The following is a 23,804-nucleotide window of genomic DNA, read 5'->3' on the forward strand; positions in this document are numbered from 1 at the left end:
AACATGAGTTCGACCCGTGTCAAGTCGTCGCAGGTCACGCGGCGGACTCGGGACGGCCCGAAAGCCCGGCAGTGTCGGGCTTCGCGGCATTTTGTGCATCATGAAGACATGACGACCGATGTGCCGACCATCGAATGGACGGGCGAAGCCCTGCGCCTGCTGGACCAGACCGTCCTGCCCCACCGGGTGGAGTTCCTCACGGTCCGCGACACCGGCGCGCTCGTGGACGCGATCCGGCGGCTGGTGGTGCGGGGAGCCCCCGCGCTGGGCGTGGCGGGCGCGTTCGGCGTCGCCGTCGCCGTGCGGCAGGCCGAGCGGGAGGGCTGGGACGCCGCCGCCCGCGACGCCGCGATCGCCCGCGTCCGGGAGGCCCGCCCGACGGCGGTGAACCTGGCCGCCGGGGTGGACCGGGTCCTGCCGCTCGTCGCGAAGGGCGCCGACGCGGTGGCGGCCGAGGCCCAGGCGCTGCTGGACGAGGACGTGCGCGGCAACCGCGCCATCGGGGCGTTCGGCGCCGACTGGATCCTCGACCGGGTGGGGGACCGGCCCCTGCGCGTCCTGACGCACTGCAACGCCGGCTCGCTCGCCACCGCCGGCTGGGGGACGGCCCTCGGCGTCGTCCGGGAACTCCACGGCCGGGGACGCGTCGAACTCGTCTACGCCGACGAGACCCGCCCCCTCCTGCAGGGCGCGCGGCTCACCGCGTGGGAGCTCGACCAGGCCGGCATCCCCTGCGTGGTGCAGGCGGACGGCGCCGCGCCGAGCACCGTCCTGCGCGGCCTGGTGGACGTCGCGGTCATCGGCGCCGACCGGATCGCCGCCAACGGCGACACCGCCAACAAGATCGGCTCGGTCGGCGTGGCGCTGGCCTGCCGGGAGGCCGGGATCCCGCTGGTGGTCGCCGCGCCGTGGAGCACCGTCGACCTCGCGCTCCCCGACGGCGCGGGCGTGCCGATCGAGGAGCGCGACGCCGGGGAGGTCCTGGCCTTCGGCGGCGCGCGGACCGCCCCGGAGCGGGTGGGCGCGTTCAACCCCGCGTTCGACGTCACGCCCGCCCGCCTCGTGACCGCGCTGGTCACCGAGACGGGCGTGCTGGAGGTCTCGGCGGGCGCGACGCCGTCCACCGCCGCGCCCCGGATCTAGGCTGTGTTTCAAAGCCCCGGCCCACTTCGCTCGCCTGGCGGCTCGCTACGCGACCGGGCCTGGGCGAACGCAGCATCGCTTCGCGATCCGCCCGGCTCCGCTCGCCTCCGGCTTCGCTCCACCGGCCGGGTCACGCGTTCGCGAGCATGGCCGAAGCCACCTCGAGACAGGCACTAGCTCTGCGGGTCGGTCAGAAGTAGGTGCCGAACAGGTTCGTGGACGGCCAGGTCGTCATCGCGTTCGCGACCTTGTGCAGCGGGGCGCTGAAGTCGTCGTACTCGTAGGTGAGCCCGGACGGGTCGTCGCGCTGGTCGAACAGCAGCGCCCAGGTCACGCCGTCGTAGCGGCGCGTCACGATCGTGCTGGTCCCGTCGAGGGCGCCGGAGTGCCAGGTGTTCCGGCCGCCCGTCACGTCGCGCACGTACCAGCCGAAGCCGTAGTAGGACCCGCCCGAGTTCAGGCCCGTCTCCGGCTTGGCGAAGATCGAGGCGATCGAGGAGGAGTTCAGGACGCTCGTCCCGCCGTCGTGGATCTGGGTGAAGCGCACGTAGTCGACGGCGGACGCGAGCCAGCCGCCCATCGGGGTGCGGTTCTCGACGTTGAACGTGCCGTAGGGGGCCGGGAGGGTCGTCCCGGCCTCGTCGAACACCGACGGCCCGGTCCGCTGCGAGAAGTAGGGCACCTCCCCGGGCGCGCGGCCTGCCGCCAGCGACTTCCCGGGCCGCATCCGGGTGATCCCCATGGGGCCCAGCACGCTCTTCTGGACGTACTGCTCGTAGCTCGTCCCCGCGGCCTTGGCGATGATCTGGCCGAGCAGGAGGTATCCGTAGTTGCTGTAGGCGAAGGTGGAGCCGGGGTCGTGGTTGAGCTTCAGGCCCGTCCCGTACTGCACCATCTGGTCCCGGGTGATCGGCAGCGGGACGCCCAGCAGTTTCGCGGTGGTGCGGTCGCGGTAGGTGGCGTCGCCGGAGATGTCGCGGTCCCAGCCGCCGAGGTGCTGGAGCAGCCGCTGCACCGTCACCTGGGCGAGGCGCGGGTCGGCGGACTGGCCGGGCGGCGGCGTCAGCGTCAGCAGGTCCGTCACGCGCGCCGACAGGCTGAGCCTGCCGTCCTGGACGAGCCGGGCGACCGCCGTGGCCGTGACGGCCTTGCTGAGGCTGGCGAGCCGGAACAGCGACGTCGGCTGGACCTTGAGCGACGTGTCGTCGCTCCAGGTGTAGCCGCGCGCGAGCACGAGCTTGCCCTTGCGCATGACGGCGAGCGATCCGCACGGGATGTTCCGGGCCTGCATCAGCGACTTGACCGCGGTGTCGAAGCCGCCGAGCCCGGCGCCCGCCGCCCCGGAGACCTGCCACGTCCGCGTGCCCGCCCGGGTCGCCGCCTGCTGGGACGCCGTCCCGCAGCCGCCGACGAGCGCGGGCGCCGCGAGGCCGATCCCCGCCGATCCCATGAGCCTGCCGAAGTCCCGCCGACTGAGCCGCCGTGTCACCGCGTCCCCTCCCGATCACCTGTCCCACATGATCCACATGGGCTTGAGCGGGGAAAATAACATGATCTTGGGGTGGTGCGGCCGGTTTCCGGCATATGCCACCGGGCCGATCGGGCACCATGGTGGTCGTGCCGAGCTCCCCGAACCCGCCCGCCGCGCCGCATCCGGCGGAGTTGGAGGCGGTGCTGGAACGGATCACCTACGCCAACGAGGACACCGGCTACACCGTCGCGCGCGTCGCGACCGCCAAGAGCGGGCCCGACCTGCTCACCGTCGTGGGCGCCCTGCTCGGCGCGCAGGTGGGGGAGAGCCTGCGCCTGGTCGGGCGGTGGCGCTCGCACCCGAAGTACGGCAAGCAGTTCGAGGTCGACTCCTACACGACCGTCCTGCCGGCGACGATCCAGGGCATCCGCCGCTACCTCGGCTCCGGCATGATCAAGGGCATCGGCCCGGTGATGGCCGACCGGATGGTCGGGCACTTCGGCACCGACATCCTGCGCGTCATCGAGGAGGAGCCCGAGCGCCTCGTCGAGGTCCAGGGCCTCGGCCCCAAGCGCACCCGGCGGATCGGGGACGCCTGGCAGGAGCAGAAGGCCATCAAGGAGGTCATGGTCTTCCTGCAGGGCGTCGGCGTCTCCACGTCACTCGCCGTCCGCGTCTACAAGCAGTACGGGGACGCCTCGATCGACACCGTCCGCAAGCGCCCCTACCAGCTCGCCTCGGACGTGTGGGGCATCGGTTTCAAGACCGCCGACACCATCGCGCAGGCCGTCGGCATCCCGCACGACAGCCCTGAGCGGATCAAGGCGGGCCTCCAGTACACCCTGTCGGAGGCCGCCGACGACGGGCACTGCTTCCTGCCCGAGCCCAACCTGGTCACGGCGGCGGAGAAGATCCTCGGCGTCGGGCGGGAGCTGGTCGTCCCGGCGCTGGACGAGCTGGCGGGCGAGGAGGGCGTCGTCCGGGAGCCGATCCCCGGGGACGGTGAGGACGCCGCGACGATCCCGGCCGTGTACCTCGTCCCGTTCCACCGGGCCGAGCGCTCCCTCGCCCGCGGCCTGCTGGAGCTGCTCGACGCCCCCGCCGACCGGCTCAAGGCGTTCGCCGGCGTCGACTGGGACAAGGCGCTGCCGTGGCTCAGGCAGCGCACCGGCCAGGCGCTCGCCCCCGAGCAGGAGGACGCCGTCAAGCTCGCGCTCACCTCCAAGGTGGCCGTGCTGACCGGCGGCCCCGGCTGCGGCAAGAGCTTCACCGTCCGCTCGGTGGTGGAGCTCGCCGCCGCCAAGCACGCCAAGATCGTCCTGGTGGCGCCGACCGGCCGGGCGGCCAAGCGGCTCGCCGAGCTGACCGGGCACGAGGCCGCGACCGTGCACCGGCTGCTCCAGCTCCAGCCGGGCGGCGATCCCAAGTTCGACCAGGACGACCCCCTGGACGCCGACCTGGTCGTCGTCGACGAGTGCTCCATGGTCGACCTGATCCTGGCCAACAAGCTGGTGAAGGCGATCCCGCGCGGCGCGCACCTGCTGCTCGTCGGGGACGTCGACCAGCTGCCGTCCGTCGGCGCGGGCGAGGTGCTGGCGGACCTGCTCGCCGCCGAGGCCGTCCCCCGCGTCCGGCTCACCCGGATCTTCCGGCAGGCGCAGCGGTCGGGCATCGTCGTCAACGCGCACCGCGTCAACTCCGGCGAGCACCCCCAGACCCGCGGCTTCCCCGACTTCTTCCTGTTCCCCTGCGACGAGCAGGACGAGGCCGCCGAGCTGACGGTGGACGTCGTCGCCAACCGCATCCCGCGCAGGTTCGGCCTCGACCCGCGCCGCGACGTCCAGGTCCTCGCCCCCATGCACCGGGGCGCGGCCGGGGCCGGCACGCTGAACTCCCTGCTCCAGGAGGCGCTGACCCCGCACGACGACGCCCGCCCCGAGCGCCGCTACGGCGGCCGCGTGTTCCGCGTCGGCGACAAGGTGACCCAGCTCCGCAACAACTACGACAAGGGCGAGGCCGGCGTCTTCAACGGCACCGTCGGCGTCGTCACGTCCGTGTCCGTGGAGGACCAGTCGCTGACCGTCGTGACCGACGAGGACGAGAGCGTCGACTACGCCTTCGACGAGCTGGACGAGCTCGCCCACGCGTACGCGATCACGATCCACCGCTCGCAGGGCAGCGAGTACCCGGCCGTCGTCATCCCGCTGACCACCGGCGCGTGGATGATGCTGCGCCGCAACCTCCTCTACACCGGCCTCACCCGGGCCAAGAAGCTCGTGGTCCTCGTCGGCTCGCGCCGCGCCCTGGCCGCCGCCGTCCGCACCGCCGGCGCGGGCCGCCGCCACACCGCCCTGACCCACCGCCTCTCTCAGCGGTAACGGGCCAGTTCCCAGGGGTCGTGGGCGCTGAACACCTCGACCTCGCCGCCGCGCGCCAGCTCCCGCAGGCGCGCCACGTTCGCGAGCCGCAGCTCGCGGTCGACCTCGCCGCCCGCCTGGACGAGCTCCATCAGCGGGTGCGTGACCGGCTCGGGACGGTCGACCTCGCCGTGGTACATGTACGCGTCGCCCGCGTGGAGCAGCCAGCGGGCGCCGTCGCGGACCGCCACGCCCGCGTGTCCCGGCGTGTGGCCGCCGATCGGCACCAGCAGGACGTCCTCGGGCACGCCCTCCAGCGAGCGGACGCCCTCGAAGCCGTGCCAGGTCTCGCCCTCGGCGCCCGCGTAGGGGACCCACTTCGGGCCGTGGGCGAGCTGCGCCGGGGTCCTGCCGCCGTCGGCCAGCTCGGCCTCGAACAGGTGCACCGCCGCGTCCGGGAAGTCGCTCAGCCCGCCCGCGTGGTCGCGGTGCAGGTGCGTGGGGACGACATGCCGGACGTCGGCCGCCGCGTACCCGAGCGCCTCGATCTGCCGGACGGCCGTCGCGGACGGGTCGAGCGTGGGCCCCGCCATCTCCACCCAGTCGTCCAGCAGCCGCTCGGACGGGTGCTCGATGTCGCCGAGCCCGATCCCGGCGTCCACGAGCACGAGCCCGGCCGCGTCGGTCTCCAGCAGCAGCACGTGGCCCACGGCGCGCGCGGGCCTCAGCGGGCTCTCCGGACCGTCGGCCGGTTCGATCTCCCGCAGGGGAGCGCAGTCGAGATGGTGGACGCGCATGCGATGCTCCTTCAGATCAGGTCGCCGAGCTGGCGGGTGACCTCGTGGATGACGGACACGTCCCGCCGGACGCGGGCCAGCATGACGGCGCCCTGGACCGACGACAGGACGAGCGCGGCCAGCGGGTCGGCGCGCCCGTCCGGCACGCCCCAGCCGCGCAGGGCCATCGCGATGCCGTCCTGCCACTCGGCGTAGGCGCCGTCGCAGGCGGCGCGGATGGTCTCGCTCTCGGCGGCCGTCTCCAGCGCCACGGTCGCGACCGGGCACCCCTTGCCGAAGTCGGACTCCAGCAGGGCGCGCGCGAAGTGGTCGCCGAGGGCCGCCAGCCCGGCCCGGCCGTCCGGCGCGGCGACGAGGGACTCCGCGAGCGCCTCGCCCACCGCGCGGCCGGACAGCGCGACCGACTCCGACGCGAGCTGCTCCTTGCCGTCCGGGAAGTGGAAGTACAGCGAGCCCTTCGGCGCCCCGCTCTCGGCGAGGACCTGGTTGAGCCCGGTGCCGTGGTAGCCCTGCCGCTGGAACAGCTCCGCCGCCGTCGCCAGCACGCGCTCACGCGTCTCGCCCCGAGGTGCCATGGGGCGATTCTATGTAGACTGGTCTAATAATTCAATGGCGGAGCGCGGCCCGCAGCGCCTCCATCGACCCGGCGAGCCGCGCGCGCGGCTCGGCGGTGCGGACCAGGCCGTCCTCGCCCACGTCGGGCCGGGTCACCGGGATCCGCGCGCACGCGGCCTCGACGATCTCGGTGCCCGCGTAGCCGAGCACCTTGCGCAGCGAGGCGTGTGCGTCGCCGCCGCCCGTGGGCGCGGCGGGGGAGGCCACGTTCAGCCAGGCGACGGGCTTCTCGTAGATCTCGCCGCCGCCGATCGTCCAGTCGAGCAGGTTCTTGAACGAGCCGGGCAGCGCGCCCGCGTACTCCGGGGTGCAGATCAGGAGGGCATCGGCGGCGCCGACGGCCGCGCGCAGGCCCGCGACGGCAGGGTGGAGCGGCTTGCGGTCGTCGTCGGGATTGAAGTGCGGCAGGTCGCCCATGCCGGCGTAGAGCGTCGCGTCCACCCCGGGCGGCGCCGCCGCCCGAGCGGTGAGCAGCGCCGCCTCGTTCGTGGACCCCTTGCGCAGGCTCCCGCAGAGCATCAGCACCTTCGTCATGATCGTCAGGCTACGCGTCAGTCCCCGATGGCCAGGCGGTCGAGGCGCAGGCCGGTGAAGGCGTCGGCGGTGACGCCGCGGGCGCGCTCGGACCAGACCAGGTGGTCGTGGCGGGACCACAGCGGCATCGCGGGCATGTCGCGCAGCAGGGCGCTCTCGGCGAGGCGCGCGGGTATCACGCCCTCGTCCGGGGTGGCCGCGCGCTCGGCCTCGGTGAGCAGGCCGGTCGCGTACGCGTCGCCGGGGCCGGTCCCGGCGTCCAGCAGCGGCGCCAGCGCGGCGACGGGCGCGGGGTAGTCGGCCGTGGTGCGGACGACGAAGGGCCCGTCGACCTGGCAGGAGTCCGCGGCCTCGCGCAGGTCGGCGACGGGACGCGGGCGGGCGTCGAGCTTCAGCTCCCTGGCGAGCTGGTCCGCGACGGCCTTCACCCACGCGTCGTCGCCCCGGCCCGCCTCGTACCAGAGGTTCAGCGGGCCCTTCAGCCCGCCCGCGTCGGCCAGCGCGGCGACCGCCGCCCTGGAGTCGTGGACGCACAAGCGGCACTGCCCCTCGCGGTGACCAGGGCGGACGCCCGGAGCGACGAGAGAGTCGGCGGGGGAGTACTGGTGGCCGAGCGGCCCCTCCGTGACGGCGGAACGGTCGATCGCCATCGACAGCGCCGTCCGGACGGTCGGGGACGACAGCCGCTCCACCCGGGCCGGGAACGCCAGGAAGGTGACGTCGCGGCCGGGGACGGCGAGGTGCCGGTCGCCGAAGTCGGCCTCCATCGACTCGTGCCGGTCCGGCGGCACCAGCGTGGCGACGTCCAGGTCGCCGGCGCCGGCCGCGGCGTACTGGCGCTTCGCGTCCGGCATCGCCCTGACGACCACGGAGCGGCCCTCGCCCGAGCGGCGGCGCAGGACGATCTCGCGCGCGCTCCGCGACCCCACCCGGAAGGGCCCGTTGCCGACCGGGGCGCGGCCGTAGGCCGCCCAGTCGCGCGAGGCCAGGACGCTCTCCGGCATCGGGAAGAACGCCGGGTCGCCGAGAAGGGCGGGGAAGCCGTTCAGCGGGCGGTCCAGCGTCACCTCGAAGGTCAGGTCGTCCTTCACCTTCAGGCCGGGCACCCGGTCCTCGCCCGCGCGGGCGCCCTTGACGCGGGCGGTCTCGGTGAACAGGCGCGCCCCGGCCCAGCGTTCGCGCAGCACGGCCGTCCAGGCGCCGGTGAACGAGCGGGACGTGACGGGCGAGCCGTCCTGGAACGTCGCGCCGGGACGGAGCCGGACCGTCCAGACGCGCCGGTCCGGGCTCGTGACCGACGCGGCGGCGGCGTTCGCGGGCGCGCCGGTCTTCGGGTCGTAGGAGACCAGGCCCGTCCACACCGCGTTCGCGATCATCCGGCCGGAGGCGTCGCGGACGTCGCCGGGCAGCAGCGTCGCGGGGGCCGCGGCGCCGACCGAGATCCGCGGTTCGGCGGGCTCGCTCCACGCCTTCAGGGCCGCGACCGGCGCCACCAGCACCGCCACGGCGCCGGCGACCAGGGCGGCGGTGCGGGCAGAGCTCTTCACTGGCCTCTCCTGGGAGCTGGGCGACCCCAGGGGAGGGTAGACCACGCTGTCAGGTCCCACCAGTCCTCACGGTGCTGAGTCCATTTCGTGACCCGCCGACCTGTTGATCAAGTCCGCGGCGCCGGTCACACTGGCGCTTGCGAAGATCCATTCCGTGGAGGCGCGATGCTCCCCCGCACATCCTTTCCCACCCGACGCCTGCTGCAGGGCGGCGTCGCGGTCGCGGCGTCCGTCGCGCTGACGGCCGGCAGCGCCTGGGCGTGCCCGCCCGAGCCGGAGAAGTCCCAGACCACGCAGGCCGCCGCCACCGAGGGCGAGGGCGCCGGCGGCCACGCGGGGCACTACCGCCGGGCGGCCCCCGCGAGCACGAAGTCCGAGGCGGTGAAGGGCGTGCGGCGCGTCGGCGGCGTCACCGACGCCAAGGGCGCCATCTCCCTGATGTTCATCGACTACGGCCAGGGCCGGCACAAGCGGACGATCATGTACGCGACCGGCGAGTTCGGGCTGAAGGCCTACGACATCAGCGCCGACCCCCGCGTCCCCAAGCTGGTCGGGCAGCTGAACATGCCCGGCATGTGGGAGACCGAGGACACCGACTTCGACCCCAAGCGCAAGATCATCTACCTGTCCCGGGACCCGCGCGCGTTCGGCGGCACCACCGCCACCGGCGAGTCGGGCATCTACGTCGTGGACGCCTCCAAGCCGGAGAGCCTGCGCCAGATCACCTACGTGACGGTGCCCGCGGGCCACACGACGACCTGCGTGGACGACTGCAAGTACCTGTGGACGGGCGGCCCCGCGAAGGCGAGCTGGATGCCCGCGGACTGGGGCGGGCGCCCCGTGTGGGTCACCGACGTCCGCGACCCGGCCAAGCCGAAGGTCCACAGGGACCCCATCGACACCGGCCGCAACGACGGCAAGACCGACTACACCCACGACATCCAGGTCGACTCCGACGGGGTCGCCTGGGCGTCCGGGCGCGGCGGCGTGCGCGGCTACCACACCACCGGCCGCCACTACGACCCGGTGAAGAAGAAGTGGCGCAGGGCCACCGCGGTCGACCCCGTCCCGTACGCGGGCGGCGGGCTGGACGAGGCCACCACGAACTCCACCTTCATGCACAACAGCTACCGGGCGGTCGGGCAGACCCGCGACCAGGCGGCCGACCCCCGCAGGTGGGGTAACGGGCAGCTGCTGTACGTCACCGAGGAGACGTTCAACGACGGCTGCGCCAACGACGGCCTGCTCGTCATCGCGTCGCTGAAGGGCTCCTACGGCGGTGAGGGCTGGCGGTCCACGCCGGAGCGCAAGTTCCGCCTGAACACCGTCGCGACGTGGGGCGTGGCGGGCAAGGAGGGGAGCGACCCCGCGAGCACGGACTGCTCGGCGCACTACTTCGACGTCCGCGACGGCGTGATCGCCCAGTCGTTCTACTCGCAGGGCACCCGGTTCCTGGACGTCCGGGACCCGACGAACCCGCGGCAGATCGCCTACTACCGCCCGGCGGACGCCGCGTCCTGGCAGCCGTACTGGCACGGCAAGTACGTCTACGTCGCCGACAACACCCGCGGCGTCGACGTCCTGGAGCCCACCTTCCGCTGACCGTCCCACCGGGGTCCGCGACCCCGCGCGAAGGCCCGTCCTCATCCCCCCGAGGACGGGCCTTCGTCCTGCTCGGGCCGGTTGACGCGCGTTTCGGTCTCGCCTGCGCCGCGCTCGGCCGCCGCGACCGCGGACCCGGCCGCGCGGCGCAGCTGCTGCCCCGCCTGCTGGACGACCTGGACGGGCCGCGCGGGCAGGTGCCGCGAGGCGCCGCGGTGCCGCCGCCAGTGCTCGCGGGCGCGGGCGCGGTGCTCGACGCGCAGGTTCTCGATGAGCCGGTCGATGTCCATGGACACCTCCCCGTACAGCGGCCACAGGTCGCCGGCCGCGGCCCGCTCGTGCAGCCGCCGGGTGAGCCGGGCGCGGCGCTCGCGGGCGACGTCCACCCGCACCTCCAGTTCGTGCTCGGCGAGGAACGGCCGGGCGTCGCGGGTCAGGTCCGAGCGGGCCAGCCGGCCGTAGGAGGCGACGCTGGCCGCGATCCCGGCCAGCGCGTCGCCGAGCTCGCGGCGCAGCTCGGGGTCGGTGAGCAGCCGGCCCCGGTCGCCGAGCCGCTCGTCGTCGGCCAGGGACCGGGTCAGCCCGCGCAGCGACAGCGTGAAGTGCTCCATCGTCTCCATGGCGTTGCGCAGCGCGACGCCGGCGTCGATGAGCCGCCGCGCCCGCGTCCGCGGGTTGAGCCGGACGCTCTCCTCGGCGGCGCCGAGCTCGCGGTCGGTGCGGCCGAGCTCGCGGGCGAGCCGCTCCGCCTCCGCCTGCCAGCGGGCCGCCTCGTCCTCGGTGCGCTCGCCGCGCAGCCCGTCGGCGATGCCGGCGATCAGCTCCCGCAGCTTCTCGGCGACGTCCTGGACGGCCTCCTCGGCGGGCCGCACCCGCACCGTCGGGACCAGCAGCGTCGCCGCCAGCCCGGTGGCGGCGCCGATCAGCGTCTCCAGGACGCGGTCGGCCGCGCCCGCCTCGCTCGCCGACCCCAGTGCGAAGATCAGCATGGCGGAGATCGGCGCCTCCAGCACGTGCTCGCCGAGGCGCAGCGCGTGCCCGATGACCAGGGCCGCGAGGATCGTCAGGCCGAGGGTCCACCAGGAGAACCCGATGGTGCCGGCGGCCATCACCGCGATCAGCACCCCCGAGGTGACGGCGGCGACCCGCAGGACGCTCGCCTTGATCGTCTGGTAGACGGAGAACTGCACGACGAGCAGCGCGGTCAGCGGCGCCAGCAGCGGCTGCGGCCCGCCGGCCGGCAGCACCGCCAGCGCCAGCACGAACGCCAGCGTCGCGGTGATCGTCAGACGGGCGATGCGATACGCGGTGGACCGCACCTCCGTCGCCACGCGCAGCGGCGAGCGGCCGACGCGATCACCCTCGCCGGAGCGGCGGCGGAAGAACACGAGCGACATGCGCACTGTCATGCCCGCCGGCGGGCAAAGGTCACAATGGGGCTGGTCACTCCCGCCGGCGGGCGCGGAACGCGGCGACGTTCGTGCGGTTCGCGCAGGCCTCCGAGCAGAACCGGCGCCGCCCCGCCCGCGAGGTGTCGGCGTACACGCGGTCGCAGCCCTCCGCGGCGCAGACGCCCGTCCGGCCGAGCCCGTGCTCGACGATCAGCTCGGCCAGGTTCATCAGCGTGGTCGCGCGGAACCGCTCCACCAGCCGGGACGACGGCGGCGCGTAGTGCATGTGCAGGCCGTGCGGCTCGTGGTCGGCCAGATGCGGGTGCATGGGGATCTCCAGCATCAGCCGGTTCAGCATCGCCATCGCCTCCTCCAGCCGGTCCGCCTGGAAGAAGGGGCGCAGGACCCGTCCCCAGCGCCGGAAGTCGGCGGCGTCGGCGTCCTCGAACTCCTGCCAGAAGAACTGGTTCTCCCGCAGGACGCGGCGCAGCGCCTCCGGGGAGTCGTCGCCGTCGGCGCTCGTCACGGCGTTGACCAGCGCGGCGGCGGCCGCCACCCCGTGACTCTTGTATCCAGTGATGCGCATTACCCGGGCCTCCGGTCCCGCAGCCGATCAGTAAATGTTATCTTGTTTACAACCCTTACAGACGTTCCTGGGATGCGCGGTGGAATGCCCACGCTGTGGCTGGTCTGAGTCCGATGTCTACGAGGTGCTGTCACGGCACCTGACCTCCGAGGGAGTGGTCACCTACACCCGCTGCGCCTGCGGCAGGCCGCAGATGCGCGTGCAGCGGTTCGAGCCGGGCCCGGTCGCGGCGGCCGGGCGCGACGGCGCGCCGGAGCACCGCTAGTGCCGCCAGCGGGTGGCGGCGGCCACCTGCTGCGGCGTGGCCCCGTCCAGTAGCGCGATCTCCCCGCGCCGCACCGCCGCCACCGTGTCGGCGACGGCCTCGCCGAGCGCCGCGCGCAGGACGGCGTCGGCCTCGAACGCCGCGACCGACTCGGCCAGCGACGCCGGCAGCGGGGCGATGCCCCGCGCGGCGCGCTCCTCCTCCGCCAGGGCCGCCGGGTCGACGTCGACCGGCTCCGGCAGCCGCAGGCCGTCGCCGAGGCCGTCGCGCCCCGCCGCGAGCAGCGCCGCCAGCAGCAGATACGGGTTCGCGGCGGCGTCCAGGCACTTGACCTCCAGGTTCGCGGCGGTCGCCCGCTCGCCCTCGGCCCCCGTCACGAACCGCAGCGCGGCCTCCCGGTTCTCCAGCCCCCAGCACGCGTACGCGCCCGACCAGTGCGACGGGACCAGCCGCAGGTAGCTCGCCACCGACGGCGCGCCGATCGCGAGCAGCGCGGGCAGCCGGCGCAGGATGCCCGCGGCGAACGCCTCCCCGGCCGCCGTCATCCCGTACGGGCCGGGGCCGCCCGCCATCGCGTTCACCGGGCCCGCGTTCACCGGGCCGTCCGCCGTGCCGTCCCGCCACAGGCTGAGATGGGCGTGCGCGCCGTTGCCGACCGCGTCGGCCTCGACCTTGGGCGAGAACGAGGCGGCCATCTCATGCCGGATCGTCACCGCCCGGATCGTCTCCCGGACGAGCACCGCGGTGTCGGCCGCGCCGACCGGGTCCTCGGCGGCCACCGACACCTCGTACTGCCCGGCCGCGTACTCCGGGTGGAGCTGGACGACCGTCACGCCGGTCCGCCTGAGCGACTCCAGGACGTCCCGCAGGTAGCCGGCCAGTTCGGTGACCCGCGTCATCCCGTACGCGGGGCCCTTGCAGGCGGGTGAGAACTCCTCGCCGTCGCCGTCCGACACCGCCCACTCGATCTCGAACGCGGCCTTCACCGTGTAGCCGCGCCCGGCGAGCCGGTCCACCTCGCGGCGCAGCAGGGCCCGCGCGTCCAGCGGGTGGACGGATCCGTCCTGGGCGTACCGGAGCGCGGGCGCGTGCGCCCAGCCCGGGAGCGCGGCCAGCGGGACGAGCCGATCCAGGTCGGGGTGCAGCCGCAGGTCGCCGGTCGGGCCGCCGATGTGGCGCCCGGACACGATCGAGTCGTCCAGCAGGAACACGTCGAACACCGGGGACATCCCCACGCCCCACGCCGCGGCGTGCTCCAGCCGTTCCACCGGGACGGTCTTGGTGCGGGTGATCCCGCTGACGTCCACCCACGTCAGCGCGACGGCGGCGATGCCCTCGCCGGCCAGCCTGCGCGCCGCCTCGGCCGCGCGGGCGCCGAGCCTGGCGCGCTCGCGCCCGTCCAGGGCCCGCTCTCCGGCGTCGCGTCCCCGCGGGGCGGTCTGAGAGGTCGGTTCCACGGTTGCTGACTCCCGGTCGGGTGGCGGTGGACGTGAACACGGTCCGTAAGGGCATCGTAGGGAGAACGCAGTCGTGTTTCAGGGAGGAAGCGGGAGCCGTGCTGGAGTATCTGGAGGCGCTGCGGCTGGTCGACCACCACTGCCACGGCGTCCTCGGCGAGGACCTCGGCCGCACGGCGTTCGAGGAGATGCTCACCGAGGCGGAGAACGCGGGACCGCCCGGCGTGAGCATGTTCGACACCCAGGTCGGGTTCGCGCTGCGGCGCTGGTGCCCGCCGGTCCTCGGCCTGGACGCCCACGCCGAGCCCGACGAGTACCTGGCGCGCCGGGCCGAGCTCGGCGCGGCGGAGGTCAACCGGCGGTTCCTGCGCGCCGCCGGACTCGACGCGCTCTGCGTGGACACCGGCTACACGCCGGCGGCGATCCTCGACCCGCCCGGCCTCGGCCGGCTGGCCGGCGCGCGGGCGCACGAGATCGTCCGGCTGGAGGCGGTCGCGGAGCGGGTGGCGGCGGACGGCGTCGAGGCGGCCCGGTTCGCGGGCGAGGTGCGGGCCCGGCTCCACGCCGCGTCCGCCGCGGGCGCCGTCGGGGCCAAGTCGATCGCCGCCTACCGGGCCGGGCTGGAGCTGTCGGGGGAGCGGCCGGCGGAGGCCGAGGTCGCCGGGGCGGCCGGGCGGCTGATGCTCGCGGCGCCCGGCGGCGGCGCGCCGCCGCGCGTGTGCGACGAGACCCTGCACCGGTTCCTCGTCTGGTGCGCGGTGGACGCCGGGCTGCCCGTCCAGTTCCACGTCGGCTACGGGGACGCGGACGCCGACCTGAGGCGCGGCGACCCGCTGCTGCTCGTCGGGCTGCTGCGCGCCATGGACCCCGTCCCCGCGATGCTGCTGCACAACTACCCGTTCCACCGGCACGCCGGGTACCTGGCGCAGGTGCTGCCGAACGTGTACGTCGACGCGGGCCTGGCGACCCACAACCTCGGGCACCGCTCGCCCGCGCTCATCGCCGAGCTGCTGGAGCTGGCGCCGTTCGGGAAGGTGCTGTACTCCTCGGACGCGTTCGGGCTGGCCGAGCTCTACCACCTCGGGGCGCTGCTGTTCCGGCGCGGGCTCGCCGGATTCCTGGCCGGGGGAGTGGAGGACGGCGCCTGGACGGCCCGCGACGCCGAGCGGGTCGCGGGGCTGGTGGGGTCCGGCAACGCCCGCCGGGTCTACGGTCTGGAGTGAGCCGATCTTCGCGGCGGAACCGGCATTCGGGAGGACTCGTCATGGCGGCACGTGAACGCCTGCTCGTCATCGGGGGCGACGCCGCGGGGATGAGCGCCGCGTCCCAGGCCCGCAGGCTGCGCGGCCCGGACGACCTGGAGATCGTCGCCGTGGAGCGCGGGCACCACGCGTCCTACTCGGCGTGCGGCATTCCCTACTACGTCGGCGGCGTGGTGGACGAGCTCGACGCGCTCGTCGCCCGCACGCCCGCCGAGTTCCGCTCGCGCGGCATCGACCTGCGGCTGCGCACCGAGGCCGTGGAGATCGACACCGGCGGCGGCCGGGTGCGGATCCGCTCGCTCGACGGCGGCGGCGAACACTGGGAGCCCTACGACCGGCTCGTGGTCGCGACCGGCGCCGTCCCCGCGCGCCCGGATCTGCCCGGCGCCGACGCGACGGGCGTCCACGGCGTGCAGATCCTCGACGACGGTGTGGCGATCCGCCGCGCCGTCGGGGAGGGGAGCCCCCGCCGCGCCGTCGTGGTGGGCGGCGGCTACATCGGCCTGGAGATGGCCGAGGCGATGGTGATGCGCGGCCTGGAGGTCTCGCTGGTGGACTTCGCCGACCAGCCGATGCGCACCCTCGACCCGGACATGGGCGCGCTCGTCGCGGACGCGATGCGCGGCATCGGCGTGCGGCTGTACCTGGGGGAGCCGGTCGAGGGCTTCGACACCTCCCCGGACGGGCACGTCACCGCGGTCCGCACGCGCGACCGCACGCTGCCCGCGGACCTGGTCGTCCTCGGGCTCGGCGTGCGACCGGCCTCCGGGCTGGCCGAGAGCGCCGGGATCGCGACCGGCCCGACCGGCGGGATCGTCACCGACCGGCGGATGCGCACCCGCGCCGAGCGGGTGTGGGCGGCGGGCGACTGCGTCGAGACCCGCCACCGGGTGTCGGGCGCGCCGGTCGCGATCGCGCTCGGCACGCACGCCAACAAGCAGGGCCGCGTCGCCGGGATCAACATCGGCGGCGGCTACGCCACCTTCCCCGGCGTGGTCGGCACGGCCGTCTCCAAGATCTGCCGGGTGGAGGTCGCGCGGACCGGGCTGAACGAGGCCGAGGCGGCCGCGGCCGGGTTCGAGACGCTGAGCGTCGCCGTCGAGTCCACCACCCGGGCCGGCTACATCCCGGGCGCCGCCGCGATGACGACCAAGCTGATCGCCGAGCGCCGCTCCGGCCGGCTGCTCGGCGCGCAGATCGTCGGCGAGGAGAACGCCGCCAAGCGCGTCGACGGCCTGGCCATCGCGCTGTGGAACGGGATGACGGTCGAGGAGATGACGGGCCTCGACCTCGGGTACGCGCCGCCGTTCGCGCCCGTCTGGGACCCCGTGCTGGTCGCCGCCCGCAAGGCCGCCGACGCCGTCGAGCGGGACATGCGCTCCGGTTCCTGATCCGCTTTGTCGGTGATCTCCCCTACGGTGATGCCTCATGGCGACTGCGGGGCCGGTGGCGGCCGACGAGAGCACCTGGGAGATGCCGGACGCGTGGCGGCGGGTCGCCCACCCCCGCCGGGACCGGCCGGGGCCGTGGCCGCGGGCGCGGATCGACCCCGCCGCGGCCGAGAAGGCGAGGGCGTTCGTCGAGGCCGCCAGAGCCGATGTCGAGGACGTCCTGGCACTCCCCGGCACCACTCCCGAACTGGCCGAGCACGGCCGCGCCTACCTGAAGGGCGAGGCCGACGCGCTGGGCGCGGCGGTGGTCGCGACCGTCGCGGTGTCCAAGCGCGGCCTGCCCGGATCCCGCGGGAAGGACCCGTTCCGGGACGCGTGGGCCGCCGAGCACGGCCTGCCGTTCGCCGCGTGCGCCTTCGCCGAACTGAGCGACGTCACGTCCGACTACGTTCAGGCGGGCAGCAAGGCCACCTGGGCCGGGGTCCGGTGGGCGCGGCCGTCGGACTACCAGGGCGGCTGGTGGGCGGAGGAGAGCGCGGCGCGGCACCTGCGCGCCCTGCTGGCCGCGGCGGACGACGACGTGTACGCGAGGGCCGTCGATGAGCTGGCGGGACGGCGCCGGACGCCGCTCCAGCGGATGGTCGTCTCCTACCTGGCGCCGACCAGGCGGGACTGGGTGGACGAGGTCCGCGCCGACCCGGCGGTCATCGGCCTGCCGCCCCACTCCCAGCACCGGTGGATGCTCTTCTGCGCGCTCGCCGACCCGGAGCAGGTCGACCCGGTCGCCCTGCCGCTCGGCTTCTACGACCGGAGGACGAGCGTCGTCGCGACCCTCGTGGACGGCCTCGGGCCGTCCGGGGCGGTGCCGCTGGTGGTCGAGGCCCTGGAGGGCCAGTACACCCAGACCGACACGTTCCGGAGCCTGCTGGACGTGCTCGTCGAGCTGCCCGTGGACGAGGCGTTCCAAGCGCTCGTGGACCGGGCCGGCCACAGGTACGTCCTGCCCATGGTGATCGCCGCCGCGCGGGCGCATCCGCGGCGGGCGCTGCGCCTGCTCGCCCCGGCCGCCGGGACGCCGGAGGCCGGGGAGGTGCTGCGAGCCCACCTGCTCACCCATCCCGAGCTGGTGGAGGAGATGCTGCCGGAGCTTCCGGAGGAGTCCCGCGCGGCGATCGACGCACTCCGCGAGACCATCGTCCGGGTGCCGGAGGCGCCCGCCGACGCCCTGCCGCCGCTGCTCGTGGACCCTCCGTGGACCCGCCCCCGGACGAAGGCCAAGGCCGTCGTCATCAAGGACCTGGCCTCGCCCGGCACGCGCCTCATCGACTGGGAGCCCGGCGAGCGGGACGCCTGGACGGTGGACCTCCACCATCTGTGGCGATGGGTGGAGCGCATGAAATGGCCGGCCATGGTGGAGAGGTTCCAGCACGGTGCGCTGTCCTCCCACCAGCAGCCCGTGCTGTTCGTCGAGGCGCCCGAGGACCTCGTCCGCCCGCTCCTGGCGGGCTGGGAGCCGCCCGACCCGTGGTACGTGGACGACTGGATGCGGGTCGTCGTCGCCCGGTTCGAGCTCGACGCGCTGGACCCGGCCGTCCACGCGGCGCGGCGCGACCCCGCGGGCGCGGGCGGCGTCCTCCTGCCGTTCCTGAGCGACGAGGTCGCGCGGCTGATGGCCGACTGGCTCGTCCGGCTCAAGCAGGCGGGCCGCACCGCGCAGGCCTGGTTCCGGCGGCACGGCACGGCCGCCGTCCCGGCCCTGGTGCCGCCCGCGCTCGGCAGGGCGGGCGCCCAGCGCCGCGCCGCCGAGGCCGCGCTGCGGTTCGTCGCCGCCCGGCACGGCGCCGAGGCGGTCGTCGCGGCGGCCCGCGTCCACGGCGACGCGGCGGCGGACGCGGTCCAGGCCCTGCTCACGGCCGACCCGCTGGACGTCCTGCCCGCGAAGACGCCGCACGTCGGCGACTGGGCCGACGTGCGGCTGCTCCCGCAGATCCTGCTGCGCGGCCGCGAGCGGGCGCTGCCGGACGCCGCCGTGCGGCACGTCCTGACGATGCTCGCGATGTCCCGGCCCGGCGAGGACTACGCGGGGGTGCGGACGGTCCGCGACGCGTGCGACGGGGAGTCGCTCGCCGAGTTCGGCTGGCGGCTGTTCCGGCAGTGGGAGGCGCAGGGCGCGCCGTCCAAGGACGGGTGGGCGCTGGCGCAGCTCGGCCTGACCGGCGACGACGGGACCGTCCGCCGGCTGACCCCGGTGATCCGGGCGTGGCCGGGCGACGGCGGGCACGCCAAGGCCGTCGCCGGCCTGGACGTCCTCGCCGGCATCGGCACCGACGTGGCGCTCATGCACCTGCACGGCATCGCGCAGCGGGTGAAGTTCAAGGCGCTCAAGGCCAGGGCGCAGGAGAAGATCGAGGAGGTCGCCGCCGGGCTGGAGCTGACCGGCGAGCAGCTCGCCGACCGGCTCGTCCCCGACTTCGGCCTCGACGCCGACGGGACCCTGACGCTCGACTACGGCCCGCGCCGCTTCGTCGTCGGCTTCGACGAGCAGCTCAAGCCGCAGGTGTCGGACGAGGGCGGCGCCCGCCGCAAGGCGCTGCCCAAGCCCGGCGCCAAGGACGACCCCGAGCTCGCCCCCGCCGCCTCCAAGGCGTTCTCGGCGCTCAAGAAGGACGTGCGGACCGTCGCCGCCGACCAGATCCGCCGCCTGGAGGCGAGCATGGTCGCGCGGCGCCGCTGGCCCGTGCGGGAGTTCCGGGAGCTGCTGGCCGGGCACCCGCTCGTCCGGCACCTCGTCCGGCGCCTGGTGTGGCTCGCGTCCGGCGGCCCGGAGGGGGACGAGGGGACGATCGCGTTCCGCGTCGCCGAGGACGGCACGTTCGCCGATGTCGACGACGAGGCCGTCGAGCTCGCCGGTCAGGCGGAGGTCAGGGTCGCGCATCCGGTCGACCTCGACGGCTCGCTCGCCGCCTGGTCGGAGGTGTTCGCCGACTACGAGATCCTGCAGCCGTTCCCGCAGCTCGGACGTCCCGTCCACGCCCTCGCCGACGGCGAGGGGAGGAGCGGCAGGCTGGAACGCTTCGAGGGCCTGACCGTCCCGGTCGGCAAGGTGCTCGGCCTGACCTCGCGCGGCTGGGACCGCGGCGCCCCGCAGGACGCGGGCGTCGAACCCTTCATCTCCCGGCGGCTGCCCGGAGGCCGGTACATCGTCATCGACCTCGATCCCGGCATCGCCGTCGGCACCGTGGACGCCCTGCCGGAACAGCGGCTGGACGCGGTCGCCCTGGCGAGTCGCCCCGAGCAGGGGTGGCTCGGCGGCGGCCCCACGGGCTCCTTCGCCGATCTCGACCCGGTCACCGTTTCCGAGATCCTCGCCGACCTGGCGACGCTCACCTGAGAGAGAGAACCCCCACATGGATCTGCCGAAGGCGCTGCTGGACCCGCCATGGGCGCGCCGGCCGACGCCCCCGCCGGCCGGCGACGAGCCGGTCATCGTCCCCGGCCTGGCCGCGCCGGACGGCCGCGCGGTCGTCTGGGAGCCCGGCGAGCGCGAGACCTGGGCCGAGGTGAGCCCCTACGGCTCCTGGCAGGACGGCGAGTGGGAGAAGGCCGCCGAGGGGTTCCGCGACGGGTGGATGGGCTACGAGCCCACGCGGGCGGGTTTCCTCGCGCAGGCGCCCGAACATCTCGCGCTGCCCCTGCTGGCCGGGTGGGAACCGCACGTGACGTGGGACTTCGACCACTCCCTCAAGCCGATCGTGGCGCGTTTCGAGACCGCCGCCTGGGACGTGGCGGTCCGGCTGGCCAAGCAGAACCCCCACGGGACGGGTCGGATCGTGCTGCCGTTCCTGTCCGCCGACGTGGCCCGGCTGGTCGCCGACTGGCTCTACCGGCTCAAGTCGGCGCAGAAGCTCGCGCGCGCGTGGTTCGCACGGCACGGTCTCGACGCCGTCCCCTACCTGGTGCCGGACGCGCTGGGCAAGCGGGTCGGGCCGCGCCGGGGCGCGGTGAAGGCCCTGCGGATCATCGAGGGCGACGTCGTGGAGGCCGCCCGCGTCCACGGGGACGAGGCGGCCGAGGCGGTCGCGCGGCTCCTGGCCGCCGCGCCTCGCGACTCCGCGCCCGTCGAACCGCCGGTCAGGGCGCCGTCCCTGCCGAGGTGGCTCGACGCCGACGCCCTTCCCCGCCCGGCCCTGCGGGACGGCGGGGAACTGCCGCGCGACGCCGTCCGCATCCTGCTCCTCGCCCTGACGGTGAGCCCGGGAGGCCGGCTCGACGTGACCGGCGTCGTCGACGGCGCCGCCCAGGTCTGCGAGCCGGAGTCGCTGACCGCGCTCGTCTGGGCGCAGTTCGAGGCGTGGCAGGCGGCGGGCATGCCCAAGGGCAGCGGGTTCGTGGTGTCGGCCCTCGGGCGCTTCGGCGACGACGTGGTCGTCCGCAGGCTCGCCCCGCTGGCCAGGGAGTGGCCGGGGCGCAGCGGCGGGTACAGCAGCGCCGTCCAAGGGCTGGAGGCGCTGGTCGACATCGGCACCGACCTCGCCCTGACGCACCTCAACGGCATCGCGCAGAAGTCCCAGTACAAGGGGCTGCGGGGCGAGGCGCAGCGCAAGCTGGCGCAGATCGCGAAGCGGCGCGGCCTGACGGCCGTGCAGCTCGCCGACCGGCTCGTCCCCGACTTCGGCCTGGACGCCGACGGGACCCTGACGCTCGACTACGGCCCGCGCCGCTTCGTCGTCGGCTTCGACGAGCAGCTCAGGCCGCAGGTGTCGGACGAGGGCGGGGCCCGGCGCAAGGCGCTGCCCAAACCCGGCGCCAAGGACGACCCCGACCTGGCCCCGGCCGCCCACCGGCGGTTCGCGGAACTGAAGAAGGACGTCCGCGCGGTCGCGGCCACCGAGGTGGCGCGGCTGGAGTCGGCCATGGTCACGGGCCGCGCGTGGACGCGCGCCGAGTTCGGCGCGTTCCTCGTCGCGCACCCGCTCATGCGGCATCTCGCCCGCCGGCTGGTCTGGCTGAGCGGCGACCGGGCGTTCCGGCTCGCCGAGGACCGGACGTTCGCCGACCTCGACGACGAGGCCGTCGAGCTCGCCGATCCGGCGGACGTCCGGATCGCCCACCCGGTGCTGCTGGGCGACTCCGTGACCGCCTGGTCGCAGGTGTTCGCCGACTACGAGATCCTGCAGCCGTTCCCGCAGCTCGGACGCCCCGTCCACGCCCTCGCCGACGGCGAGGGGAGGAGCGGCAGGCTGGAACGCTTCGAGGGCCTGACCGTCCCCACCGGCAGGTTCCTCGGCCTCACCCGCACGGCGTGGCGGCGCGGCGCGCCGCAGGACAACGGCATCGAGCGCTGGATCTCCTGCGCGCTCGCGCCCGGCGTCACCGCCGTGGTCGACCTGAACCCCGGCATCGCGGTGGGCTACGTCGACCTGAACCCCGTCCAGACCATCGAGCGGGTGTGGATCGGCGCGGCGCCCGGCGACCCGTCCCGCGCGATCGAGAACGGGCTCGCCGGCGTCGACCCGGTCCTCGTCTCGGAGCTGCTGGCCGACCTGACGGGCCTGACCGCCTCCTAGGCGAAGCGGCTGCTCGGCACGGGGCCGGGGGAGCGCACCATGTCCCTCGGCCCCGTGAGCCAGTGGCCGGCGACCGTCCGGACGAAGCCCGCCAGACGCTCGTCGGGGTCCGGCGGCGCCCCGTCGCCGTCGTCGTCGGCCAGGGGCTCGGCGGCGACGATCTCGGCGGCGAGCTCCTCCTCGGGGCGCTCGTCCGGCGGGGCGGTCTCCGGCTCGCCGCCGGACGCGACCCTCAGCCGCTCGCCCCAGGGAGCCACCGCCACCTGGTGCAGGAACCCGGCGACGTCGGCGCTCACCGCGGGCGGGTCGGTCCAGCAGGACGCGTGCTCGAACAGCACCTGCCCCTCGGCCCGCTCCCGCAGGCCCTCCACGTCCGTCTCGTTCAGGTCGTAGGCGACCACGAGCGCGCCGGGGCGGCCCGGGGCGAACGGCTCGGCGGGCAGCCCGAGCAGTCGCGCCGCGGCCAGCCCCAGGATCCGGCTCGACCGGCCGGGGAGCAGGCCGACCGACGCGGGGCGCCGCCCCGCCGCGTCCAGGACCAGCCGCAGCCGGGCGAGGGTCCGCCTGCACATGGCGAAGCTGTCGGAGGTGTAGGCGTAGCGGCCCGTCATGCCGTCGTCGAACCCGTACGGCGAGATCGCGGCGAGGACGCCGCCGCCCAGCGCGAATTTCGCGCTACCCGGCCGCCGCGAGCGCTCGCAGGACGTCGGCGACGAGGTCGGCGGTGTCCTCGACGCCGGCCGAGAAGCGCACGAAGCCGGGCGCCACGGCGTCGCCGCCCCACCGGGCGCGGCGCTCGGCGGAGCTGTGCACGCTGCCGAAACTGGTGGCCTGCATGACGAGCCGCAGTGAGGCGAGGAACCTCTCGGCGGTGGCCTCGTCCTTCAGCGCGAACGACACGACGCAGCCGAACCGGCGCATCTGCCGGGCCGCGGCCTCGTGGGACGGGTCGTCCGGCAGCCCCGGATACCGGAGCCCGGACACCTGCGGACGCCCCCGCAGCGCCTCCGCCACGGCCATCGCGTTGGCCGCCTGCCGGTCCAGCCTCAGCTGGAGGGTGGCGAGCGACCGGTGCGCGAGCCACGCCTCCATCGGCCCGGGGATCGCGCCGACGGTCCTGCGCCAGACCCGGACCCCCTCCGCCAGGGCCGCGTCGCGGGTCGCGACGTGCCCGAGCAGCAGGTCTCCGTGCCCGGTCAGCGCCTTGGTGTCGCTGGCGACGGAGAAGTCGGCCCCGAGGTCCAGGGGCCGCTGCCCGAGCGGGGTGGCGAGGGTGTTGTCCACCGCCACGAGCGCGCCCGCCCGATGCGCGGCCTCGGAGACCCGCCGGATGTCGCAGACGTCCAGCTCCGGGTTGGACGGTGTTTCGAGCCAGACCAGCCGCGCGCCCTCCAGCAGCCCGATCTGGGCGTCGCCCGCGGTCGGGCCCATCCGGACCACGGCGCCGTAGGACTCCAGGCGCTCCTTCAACGCGCGGGTCGTGTGGTAGCAGTCGTCGGGCAGCACCACGACGTCGCCGGACCGGACCTGCGACAGCAGGACGGCCGAGACCGCCGCCATCCCGGAGGAGAACGCGACGGCCTCCGCGCCGCCCTCCAGCTCGCCGATCGCCCCCTCCAGCAGGGTCCACGTCGGGTTGGTGTCGCGCCCGTAGGTGTAGGGCCCGCTCGCCTCACCGGCCAGGTGGTAGTGCGCCGCGAACACGGGCCCGGGCAGCCCCGGCGCGAAGTTCCGCGCCTCCGGCCGCCCGGCGCCCACGGCCAGCGTCCCGTCCCCGATCTCCATGCGCGCCCTCCCCGGCAGGTCCGCCCCCATCGTC

General features: G+C 74.9%; 18 protein-coding genes. 8 read left to right on the top strand and 10 right to left on the bottom strand.

Annotated features, from left to right (window positions below):
- Positions 1–108: 108 nt before the first annotated feature.
- A complete protein-coding gene (gene mtnA, locus ACQEU6_RS45470; protein ID WP_499340009.1) occupies positions 109–1,143 on the top strand; it encodes an S-methyl-5-thioribose-1-phosphate isomerase in 1,035 nt (344 codons plus the stop codon).
- Positions 1,144–1,333: 190 nt separating this feature from the next.
- Here the strand turns inward: mtnA and ACQEU6_RS45475 are convergent, their stop codons facing one another.
- Entirely contained in the window at positions 1,334–2,632 is a 1,299-nt protein-coding gene (locus ACQEU6_RS45475) for a serine hydrolase domain-containing protein (protein ID WP_499340010.1), read from the bottom strand.
- 119 nt (positions 2,633–2,751) lie between these two features.
- Between ACQEU6_RS45475 and recD2 the strand changes: the two genes are divergently transcribed.
- Positions 2,752–4,992 carry an SF1B family DNA helicase RecD2 gene (gene recD2 / locus ACQEU6_RS45480; protein WP_499340011.1) on the top strand — a complete coding sequence of 747 codons (2,241 nt, stop codon included), beginning with the start codon at positions 2,752–2,754 and terminating at the stop codon, positions 4,990–4,992.
- On the opposite strand, the gene ACQEU6_RS45485 is transcribed toward recD2, so the two are convergent.
- From ACQEU6_RS45485 to ACQEU6_RS45500, 4 genes are read right to left on the bottom strand one after another with little or no spacing between them, the layout of a single operon-like run.
- Entirely contained in the window at positions 4,983–5,768 is a 786-nt protein-coding gene (locus ACQEU6_RS45485) for an MBL fold metallo-hydrolase (RefSeq protein ID WP_499340012.1), read from the bottom strand. The two genes, recD2 and ACQEU6_RS45485, sit on opposite strands and share 10 nt — an antisense overlap.
- 11 nt (positions 5,769–5,779) lie before the next feature.
- Positions 5,780–6,343, bottom strand: a complete 564-nt coding sequence (locus ACQEU6_RS45490) for a TetR/AcrR family transcriptional regulator (RefSeq protein WP_499340013.1) — start codon at positions 6,341–6,343, stop codon at positions 5,780–5,782.
- A 31-nt stretch (positions 6,344–6,374) separates the two neighbouring features.
- Positions 6,375–6,917, bottom strand: coding sequence for an NADPH-dependent FMN reductase (locus ACQEU6_RS45495; RefSeq protein ID WP_499340014.1), 543 nt, complete (start codon positions 6,915–6,917; stop codon positions 6,375–6,377).
- Positions 6,918–6,934: 17 nt separating this feature from the next.
- A complete protein-coding gene (locus ACQEU6_RS45500; RefSeq protein WP_499340015.1) occupies positions 6,935–8,464 on the bottom strand; it encodes a peptide ABC transporter substrate-binding protein in 1,530 nt (509 codons plus the stop codon).
- Positions 8,465–8,629: 165 nt separating this feature from the next.
- Here ACQEU6_RS45500 and ACQEU6_RS45505 point away from each other — a divergent pair, with 165 nt between their 5' ends.
- On the top strand, positions 8,630–10,066 hold the full coding sequence (locus ACQEU6_RS45505) for an LVIVD repeat-containing protein (RefSeq protein ID WP_499340016.1): 1,437 nt from the start codon (positions 8,630–8,632) through the stop codon (positions 10,064–10,066).
- A 41-nt stretch (positions 10,067–10,107) separates the two neighbouring features.
- Here ACQEU6_RS45505 and ACQEU6_RS45510 read toward each other — a convergent pair whose 3' ends face one another.
- Together ACQEU6_RS45510 and ACQEU6_RS45515 are read right to left on the bottom strand one after the other, a co-directional pair.
- On the bottom strand, positions 10,108–11,463 hold the full coding sequence (locus ACQEU6_RS45510) for an aromatic acid exporter family protein (RefSeq protein WP_499340017.1): 1,356 nt from the start codon (positions 11,461–11,463) through the stop codon (positions 10,108–10,110).
- Between the two features lie 46 nt (positions 11,464–11,509).
- Positions 11,510–12,043 (bottom strand): CGNR zinc finger domain-containing protein, encoded by a 534-nt coding sequence (locus ACQEU6_RS45515; protein ID WP_499340018.1) that lies wholly within the window; start codon positions 12,041–12,043, stop codon positions 11,510–11,512.
- Between the two features lie 124 nt (positions 12,044–12,167).
- Between ACQEU6_RS45515 and ACQEU6_RS45520 the strand changes: the two genes are divergently transcribed.
- Positions 12,168–12,308, top strand: coding sequence for a hypothetical protein (locus ACQEU6_RS45520; RefSeq protein WP_179847823.1), 141 nt, complete (start codon positions 12,168–12,170; stop codon positions 12,306–12,308).
- Here the strand turns inward: ACQEU6_RS45520 and ACQEU6_RS45525 are convergent.
- Entirely contained in the window at positions 12,305–13,765 is a 1,461-nt protein-coding gene (locus tag ACQEU6_RS45525) for a type I glutamate--ammonia ligase (RefSeq protein WP_499340019.1), read from the bottom strand. The two genes, ACQEU6_RS45520 and ACQEU6_RS45525, sit on opposite strands and share 4 nt — an antisense overlap.
- Before the next feature lie 98 nt (positions 13,766–13,863).
- Here ACQEU6_RS45525 and ACQEU6_RS45530 point away from each other — a divergent pair, with 98 nt between their 5' ends.
- Genes ACQEU6_RS45530 through ACQEU6_RS45545 form a run of 4 tightly spaced genes read left to right on the top strand, consistent with a single transcriptional unit; the run spans position 13,864 to position 21,985 of the window.
- On the top strand, positions 13,864–14,988 hold the full coding sequence (locus ACQEU6_RS45530) for an amidohydrolase family protein (RefSeq protein WP_499340020.1): 1,125 nt from the start codon (positions 13,864–13,866) through the stop codon (positions 14,986–14,988).
- A gap of 41 nt (positions 14,989–15,029) precedes the next feature.
- Positions 15,030–16,418: an FAD-dependent oxidoreductase gene (locus tag ACQEU6_RS45535; protein ID WP_499340021.1), complete on the top strand. Its 1,389-nt coding sequence runs from the start codon at positions 15,030–15,032 to the stop codon at positions 16,416–16,418.
- A gap of 37 nt (positions 16,419–16,455) precedes the next feature.
- Complete coding sequence (locus ACQEU6_RS45540) at positions 16,456–19,809, top strand: DUF4132 domain-containing protein (RefSeq protein WP_499340022.1); 3,354 nt, start codon at positions 16,456–16,458, stop codon at positions 19,807–19,809.
- Positions 19,810–19,825: 16 nt separating this feature from the next.
- Positions 19,826–21,985, top strand: coding sequence for a DUF4132 domain-containing protein (locus ACQEU6_RS45545; RefSeq protein ID WP_499340023.1), 2,160 nt, complete (start codon positions 19,826–19,828; stop codon positions 21,983–21,985).
- Here ACQEU6_RS45545 and ACQEU6_RS45550 read toward each other — a convergent pair.
- Positions 21,982–22,596, bottom strand: coding sequence for a hypothetical protein (locus tag ACQEU6_RS45550; RefSeq protein ID WP_499340024.1), 615 nt, complete (start codon positions 22,594–22,596; stop codon positions 21,982–21,984). The two genes, ACQEU6_RS45545 and ACQEU6_RS45550, sit on opposite strands and share 4 nt — an antisense overlap.
- A gap of 64 nt (positions 22,597–22,660) precedes the next feature.
- On the bottom strand, positions 22,661–23,770 hold the full coding sequence (locus ACQEU6_RS45555) for a cystathionine gamma-lyase (RefSeq protein WP_499340025.1): 1,110 nt from the start codon (positions 23,768–23,770) through the stop codon (positions 22,661–22,663).
- Between the last annotated feature and the right edge of the window lie 34 nt (positions 23,771–23,804).

It is taken from the genome of Spirillospora sp. CA-108201 (assembly GCF_050936235.1).
Lineage (GTDB): Bacteria > Actinomycetota > Actinomycetes > Streptosporangiales > Streptosporangiaceae > Spirillospora.